Source organism: Mycolicibacter kumamotonensis, from assembly GCF_002086285.1.
In the GTDB taxonomy this organism is placed as follows: Bacteria; Actinomycetota; Actinomycetes; order Mycobacteriales; family Mycobacteriaceae; genus Mycobacterium; species Mycobacterium kumamotonense.
In genome coordinates this window covers 1-6,439 of record NZ_MVHU01000069.1, presented here as the reverse complement: position 1 = coordinate 6,439, position 6,439 = coordinate 1, and the positions used below count along the sequence as shown (strand labels likewise).

7 protein-coding genes, 1 tRNA gene and 2 pseudogenes are annotated in these 6,439 nt (G+C 67.6%); 4 read left to right on the top strand and 6 right to left on the bottom strand.

Going from position 1 to position 6,439, the window contains the following annotated elements; translation table 11 throughout:
• Positions 1–77 (top strand): annotated as a pseudogene (locus BST28_RS25325) (hypothetical protein); the annotation flags it as partial.
• 137 nt (positions 78–214) lie between these two features.
• Here BST28_RS25325 and BST28_RS22555 read toward each other — a convergent pair.
• Together BST28_RS22555 and dcd are read right to left on the bottom strand one after the other, a co-directional pair.
• Positions 215–1,048: pseudogene (locus BST28_RS22555) on the bottom strand (DUF7159 family protein); the annotation flags it as partial.
• 116 nt (positions 1,049–1,164) lie between these two features.
• Positions 1,165–1,728, bottom strand: coding sequence for a dCTP deaminase (gene dcd, locus BST28_RS22550; RefSeq protein WP_019737443.1), 564 nt, complete (start codon positions 1,726–1,728; stop codon positions 1,165–1,167).
• A gap of 169 nt (positions 1,729–1,897) precedes the next feature.
• Here dcd and BST28_RS22545 point away from each other — a divergent pair.
• Positions 1,898–1,971: transfer RNA gene (locus tag BST28_RS22545), tRNA-Gly, on the top strand.
• A gap of 74 nt (positions 1,972–2,045) precedes the next feature.
• Here BST28_RS22545 and BST28_RS22540 read toward each other — a convergent pair.
• A complete protein-coding gene (locus tag BST28_RS22540; RefSeq protein ID WP_083083184.1) occupies positions 2,046–2,867 on the bottom strand; it encodes a glycoside hydrolase family 16 protein in 822 nt (273 codons plus the stop codon).
• A gap of 131 nt (positions 2,868–2,998) precedes the next feature.
• On the opposite strand from BST28_RS22540, the gene BST28_RS22535 reads away from it, so the two are divergent.
• Both BST28_RS22535 and BST28_RS22530 read left to right on the top strand, forming a co-directional pair.
• Positions 2,999–3,838: an oxidoreductase gene (locus tag BST28_RS22535; protein ID WP_083083183.1), complete on the top strand. Its 840-nt coding sequence runs from the start codon at positions 2,999–3,001 to the stop codon at positions 3,836–3,838.
• On the top strand, positions 3,828–4,490 hold the full coding sequence (locus BST28_RS22530; RefSeq protein WP_083083182.1) for a TetR/AcrR family transcriptional regulator: 663 nt from the start codon (positions 3,828–3,830) through the stop codon (positions 4,488–4,490). The genes BST28_RS22535 and BST28_RS22530 overlap by 11 nt, the downstream gene beginning before the upstream one ends.
• Before the next feature lie 6 nt (positions 4,491–4,496).
• Here the strand turns inward: BST28_RS22530 and BST28_RS22525 are convergent, their stop codons facing one another.
• From BST28_RS22525 to BST28_RS22515, 3 genes are all read right to left on the bottom strand, one after another.
• Positions 4,497–5,390 carry a glycoside hydrolase family 16 protein gene (locus BST28_RS22525; protein ID WP_109560774.1) on the bottom strand — a complete coding sequence of 298 codons (894 nt, stop codon included), beginning with the start codon at positions 5,388–5,390 and terminating at the stop codon, positions 4,497–4,499.
• 75 nt (positions 5,391–5,465) lie between these two features.
• Entirely contained in the window at positions 5,466–5,849 is a 384-nt protein-coding gene (locus BST28_RS22520; RefSeq protein WP_065287885.1) for an Rv0313 family protein, read from the bottom strand.
• Positions 5,850–6,008: 159 nt separating this feature from the next.
• Positions 6,009–6,287 (bottom strand): hypothetical protein, encoded by a 279-nt coding sequence (locus BST28_RS22515; protein ID WP_065287957.1) that lies wholly within the window; start codon positions 6,285–6,287, stop codon positions 6,009–6,011.
• Positions 6,288–6,439: the final 152 nt, after the last annotated feature.

Genomic DNA, 6,439 nt, shown 5'->3' with positions numbered 1-6,439 from the left:
GCATCTTCGAGGGATCCAGCGAGATCATGCGGCTGCTGATCGCACGTGAGGCCGTCGACCCACACCTGAGCGCCGCCACCCCGCCGGTGACCAACATCGGCTTGCGCTCCCGCTGCTGGAACCCGGTGCTGAAGTCCAGCAGCCGGGAGTCGACGAGCTCGGGCTGGTCGACGGCGTCCTGGATTCCCGAGGGCAGGTAGCCGCTGTCGGTGAAGTCGGGAACCGCGCTGTAGGCCAGCGGCTCGATGTCCGAAGTGGCGTTGTAGTCCACCGCCTCGGGCGGGATGTAGGCGTAGCCGCCACTGACCAGCGACGGGTCCACTGCTCCGGTGCCGGGGTCCTGCGCCCACGCCATCGCCCGAGTGGACGAGTTGAACAGCGGGGCGTGCGCGCTGGCCAGTGCCGCACCACGCGCCAGCGCCATGTCGGGTTCCTCGGGTGCGCTGACCGGCAGTGGGCTGGCCTTGTCCAGCTCCGGCTTGATCGCGGCGACGTTGACGCCACCCGATCCCACCACGAACAGCCCGTCGGGGCGGGACTCCAGCCGTTGCGCGCCGGCCGCCATCGCGGCGATCTCGCCGACGGCGCTGGCATCGTCGCTTGACAGCGGTTGCCGGTAGATCTCGGTGATGGCACCGTCGTCGGAGTTGACCACCGCCAGGGTGGCGGCCTCCGGTTCGACGAACAGCAGAGCCGTGCGGTCGTAGCGGGTCGCACCGCCCACCGCCTGCGCCAGGGCCGCCGCCGCCAGAAACGCCGACACCAGCATCACGTTCTCGACCTTGTGGCTGACCAAGGCATCCCGCAAGGCGGTGGCCTCGGCGGGATTCGTCCAGGTCACCCCGGTCGAGCTGAGCTGATAGCCACCCTCACGAGCACCCTCACGGGTGCCCAGGATGGCCGAGACCACCCGCTCCGGTGCGGTTTGGGTACCGGCGCCCACGTCGAAGTCGTCATGCTCCACCGTGACTCCGTTGGCGCTTTCGCCTTCCACCAACACCATGCGGACCGTCGAGGGCGCCACTGACACCCCGAGAACGATGTCCACCGAAACCTCCACCCGCTGCTATTCGGCCAGTGCTGAGGGCCAGACCCCCGACAGGGCCAGCCGGTACTGGCTTCATCACGGCCGCGGGCGGCCGTCACATCCGAGGGCTTACCGGACTAGATGAAGTTCTGGTACGAGCGGGACGGCGTCGGCCCGCGCTGGCCCTGATATTTCGACCCTACTCGCGTGCTGCCGTAAGGGTGCTCCGCCGGACTTGTCAGCCGCAGCAGGCACAGCTGGCCGATCTTCATTCCCGGCCACAACGTGATCGGCAGATTCGCCACGTTGGACAGCTCCAGGGTGATGTGACCGGAGAAGCCCGGGTCGATGAACCCCGCGGTGGAGTGGGTCAGCAGACCGAGCCGGCCCAGGCTCGACTTCCCCTCCAAGCGGCCGGCCAGGTCCTCGGGCAGGGTGCAGCACTCCAGGGTGGAGCCCAGCACAAACTCGCCGGGGTGCAGCACGAACGGCTCACCGGGATCGGGCTCGAACAGCGTCGTCAGTTCGTCCTGCTGTTTAGCCGGGTCGATGTGGGTGTAGCGGGTGTTGTTGAACACCCGGAACAGGCTGTCGAGGCGGACGTCGACGCTGGACGGCTGTACCAGGGCGTCATCGAAGGGGTCGATGCCCAGCCGGCCGGCGGCGATTTCGGCCCGCAGGTCGCGATCGGAGAGCAGCACCGCACGAGCGTATCCGCTGACCGCCCCGATGGGGCTGATGCGCTGCGCGCCACGGCCGCCGATTGTGCGGTTTGGTGGCGAATCTCGGCTTTGGGCGAACAATTCCGCACAGTCGCCGCCGTCGGTGCCTGTCCGCGAAGCGCTGATGCTAGCCTGCTAGCGCAGCAATGCCGATGTAGTTCAATGGCAGAACATCAGCTTCCCAAGCTGAGAACGCGGGTTCGATTCCCGTCATCGGCTCCACGTTTGAGCAGCTTGCGCACCGCAGGCAACGGCCAAGGCGGGGATCGCCGGCTAGTTCCGCTCGACCCCGTCGCCTAGAACACCCGCACCCAGTCGACCAGCATCTCCGCCGGGTAGCTGCCCGGCCCGGGGTCGCCACCGCCCGAACCCGCGACGGCCAGATTCAACACCGAAAACACTTGGTAGCCCGGGTCGTTGAACGGCCAGTCCGCGATGGAGTTCGCCGGAACGGTGAAGTACGGCGCGGCGCCGTCGACGTAATCGCGCCAGAAGCGGATGCCGTCCTCATCCCACCGGCACCGCCAGGTGTGCCAGGCACTGTCCATCGCGATCTGGTGGGTCGCCCACTCGGCCCCGTTCGCCTTGGTATGGACGGTGGTCGCCGACGGCCAGTTGCCGTTGCCGTACCACTCCAGCACGTCGATCTCGCCGCGATCCTCATTGCCCATCCACCAGGCGGGCCAGGCGCCGGCGGTCAGGCAGTTGAGTTTGATGCGGGCTTCCCAGGTGTGGCCGATGCCGCCGGTCCACCGGCTCTGGACCTTGCCGCTGTAGTAGGTGTTGCCGTCTTTGGCGGCACGCAGCACCAGGTTGGACTTGCCGTCCAGGAAGACGTTCTGGCGATCGTCGCGGTATTGCCCGACGTTCTCGGGCCGCTCCCAGAACGTCGGATCCTTCATGGATTCCCGCGCCCGCGCGACCATCCACTTCGCCGAATCGGGGGCCGAACCGGCGGGACCGTCGAACTCGTCGTGGAAGAGGTAGGTCTGGGCCGGGGCGGTGGGCAGCGGACCTGCCGGCGTCGGCTGCGCCCACGCCTGCGGCATCCGCATCGCGGAGGCCAGCATCCCGATTCCCGTGGTCAACATCATGCTGCGGCGATTCATCTCGGGCACCTTCGAATGGTCGCATTGATCGACCGCCGGGGCGCGCCGACGACAGAGCGGATTGGACAGGAATTCATGCTTGCGTCGACCGTCCGAGCGATCTAAACTAAACGTACAGTTCACTAACGGAGGTGCGAGACATGAGCGTTTGGTTCATCACCGGAGCGTCCCGCGGGTTCGGCTTGCAGATCGCGCGGGATCTGCTGGACCGCGGCCACCAGGTGGTCGCCACCGCGCGCCGCGCCGAAACCGTCACCGACGCTCTCGGCGACAACGAGAACGTGCTCGCCGTAGCGCTGGACGTCACCGATGAGGAGCAGGCTCGTCAGGCCGTGCGGGCGGCGGTGGAGCGCTTCGGCCGAATCGACGTGCTGGTCAACAACGCCGGCCGCGGGCTGCTCGGCGCGGTCGAGGAGGCCACCGACGCCGAGGTGCGTGCCGTCTACGACACCAACGTGTTCGGCCTGTTGACCGTCACGCGCGCGGTCGCACCGGTGCTGCGGGCGCAGCGGTCCGGCGCAATCGTCAACATCTCCTCGGTGGGCGGGTTCGTCAGCTCGCCCGGCTGGGGTGTTTACGCCTCGACCAAGTTCGCCGTCGAGGCGCTCTCGGAGGCACTGCACGCCGAGCTGAAACCACTCGGGGTCCACGTGATGGTGGTGGAGCCCGGCTATTTCCGCACCGACTTCCTCGACTCGTCCAGCCTGCAGATCCAACAGAACCGGATCGACGATTACGCCGACGGTCCGGCGGGCCAGATGCGCATCACGGCCGGCGAGCGCAACCACGACCAGCCCGGGGACCCGGTCAAGGCGGCCGAGGCCATCATCGACGTGGTCGAGTCCGAGCGGCCCCCGGTGCGCCTGCAGCTGGGCAACGACACCATCGCAGCGGTGGAGGCCAAGCTGGCCCACGTGCAGGCCGAGTTGGCCCAGTGGCGCAGCGTCTCGCAATCGACCGACTTCGACGATGTCGCCTGAGCCCGGCGGTGGGGCGGGCGAGCGTCGCTTCGTCCGTCCCACCGGTACCCGCAGCGACCGAATCCACCAGACCATCTTGGACGCGACCGCAGAACTGCTCGACGAGGGTGGGTTCGCCGCCGCCACGGTCGACGCGATCGCGGCGCGATCCGGGGCCAGCAAGGCCACCGTCTACAAGCACTGGCCATCGCGAACTGCCGTGGCAGCCGAGGCTTTCGGGGCGATGATGGCCCAGGATCTGCCGCTGCCGGATACCGGAAGCGCGGTGGGAGATCTCACCGAACAGGTGGTGCGCGTCTCGGCGTTCTACGCGAGCGCCCGCGGCCAGGTGTTCGCCCAATTGCTCGCGGCGTGCGTCGACGACAAGGCAGGTGCGGAGTACTTCCGCGAGTACTTCCTCGACGGTCGACGCGCGGCGATCACCGAACTGTGGCAACGGGGAATCGCCCGCGGCGACATCGATGCCGACGCAGCGATCGACGACGTCATCGATTTGTTGTTCGGGCCGTTGATCTTTCGCCGCATGACCGGGCATTGCCCACTCACCGAGGAACACGCCCGGCGGCTGGCCGCGGCCGCGCTGGGCGGTGTGCTGCCGACGAACGCTCCGCAGCCTTACGACTCAGGGCCGCAACGCAAATCGGAGAGCTAGCCGCTGCTAGAAGACCCGCACCCAGTCGATCAGCATGTCGGCCGGGTAGGACCCCTGGCGGGCATCCCCGCCCCCGGAACCACCGACGGCGAGGTTCAGGATCGGGAAGACCGTGTAACCGGGATCGTTGAACGGCCAGACCCGCACCGGTTCCTCCACGTCTTCGATGCCGACGGCCGGGACGGAAAAGTAGGGCTCCATCCCGTCGACGTAGTCCTGCCAGAAGTACATGCCGCTCTGGTTCCAGGTGACCCGCCAGTTGTGCCAGTTGCCGTCGACCGGGAGGGCGAACGTTTCGAACGCGGTGCCGAACGGGTTGGCATGCACGGTGGTGCCGGACGGCCATTCGCCGTTGCCGTACCACTCCATCAGGTCGATCTCGCCTTCACGGCCCGGGTCGTCGTTGGACAGCCACCATCCGGGCCAGCAGCCCGCGGTCTGGCAGTTCAACTTGATGCGGGCTTCCCAGGTGGTGCCGATGCCGCCGCGCCAGTTGCCGTGCACCAGACCACCGAAGTACGTGTTGCCGTCGCGGGTGGCACGGATGACGAGATTGGATTTGCCGTCCAGAAAGACGTTCTGACGGCTGTCGCGATATTGGTAGAAGTACTCGGGCCGGTCCCAGCCGACCGGACGACGGATCGGCGTGCGGTGATTGGAGATCGTCCACTTCGACCGGTCCGGGGCGGAACCGGCCGGGCCGTCGAACTCGTCATGCCAGATGTAGCCGCCGGGCTTGGCTGCCGCGGTCGGAGCCGCGGGATCGGCGGGGCCGGACGGTGGCTGCGACGGGTCCCCGGGCGCTCGGGGAGGCGCAGGAACGGCTCTGGCCAACGGATTCGGGGCGGCGGCGGCCAGCGCCCCGGCACCCAGCATCAGCATGGCGTGGCGGCGGTTCATCTCGGGCACGGTGGCAATGTAACCCACCTCGGAACGCTGTCAAACCAAGCGAGCCCCGCCTGTCGGCGGCCTATCTCACTCGGTTTCCTCAGTACTGTCGTCAAGCACACCGACGGCAATTCCATACGGCAAAAACCGTACTTTTCGTTTGGGATCTGGGTTGCGCTGGCTGGCACGCAGGGCCTCGATCTCGGTGGCGTACACCTGCTCGACCCGGGCCGCTCCGTCCTCGCCGACGGTGTAGATGGCCCACACCCCGTCACCGGTCTCGCCAGTGGTCGGCGGCCCCGAGCGCGCCGCCTGAGCCAGGTCGGCGAAGATCGCGCCCCACCCCCCACGGTTGCCGGAGGTGAACCCTCCGGCGAAACGGTCGAACGCCGCGCGCAGCCCTTCGCTCGCCTCTCGGATCACCCGGTCCAGGTCCTCGGCGTCGAATCCGAAGGCACCGTCGTTGCCCATCACTAACCCCTTCCGGCCGGCCACACTCCAGTGTGCCCGCGGCGGGGAGGTTCCGGCCAGGATCAGACTGCTCGGGCGGCGGCCACGCCTATCGGCATGGCGAGCAACAGCCCCATCGCAGCTAGCCCCGCGGCTGTCCTGCGCAGTCGGTGACTGTCGTCACACCGCACCCTCACACCCGCCCGGCGGCGCCGGCGGTGGCAACGGGTTGCCCTTGTCGGTGACGCAGTATGCGTGCCAGGTGTGAGCCTGTTTGAACATATGCCAGAACGAGCCGTCCGGGTACGGCTCGCCGTCGCACCAGTACGATCCGGGGCCCCCAGAACCTCCTCCGGGGCAGTAGTTGAACTCCGGATTCGGCGTGTGCGGGTCATCGGTTCCCGGCGGCCCGGCGTGCACGAGGCCAGGGACACCGGCCAAGCTGCTGGCGATGAACATGCCCAACACGGCAAACATTTTCGCGCCGCTGGAGATGATCTTCTTCCCTACTGAACTCATAACTCCCTATCCGCAGAGATATTGTCAAGACCTGTGGATCGGTGATTTTCAGGCGACCTCCGATCCGGCGGTTGCGGGCTCGCCCGTCGACG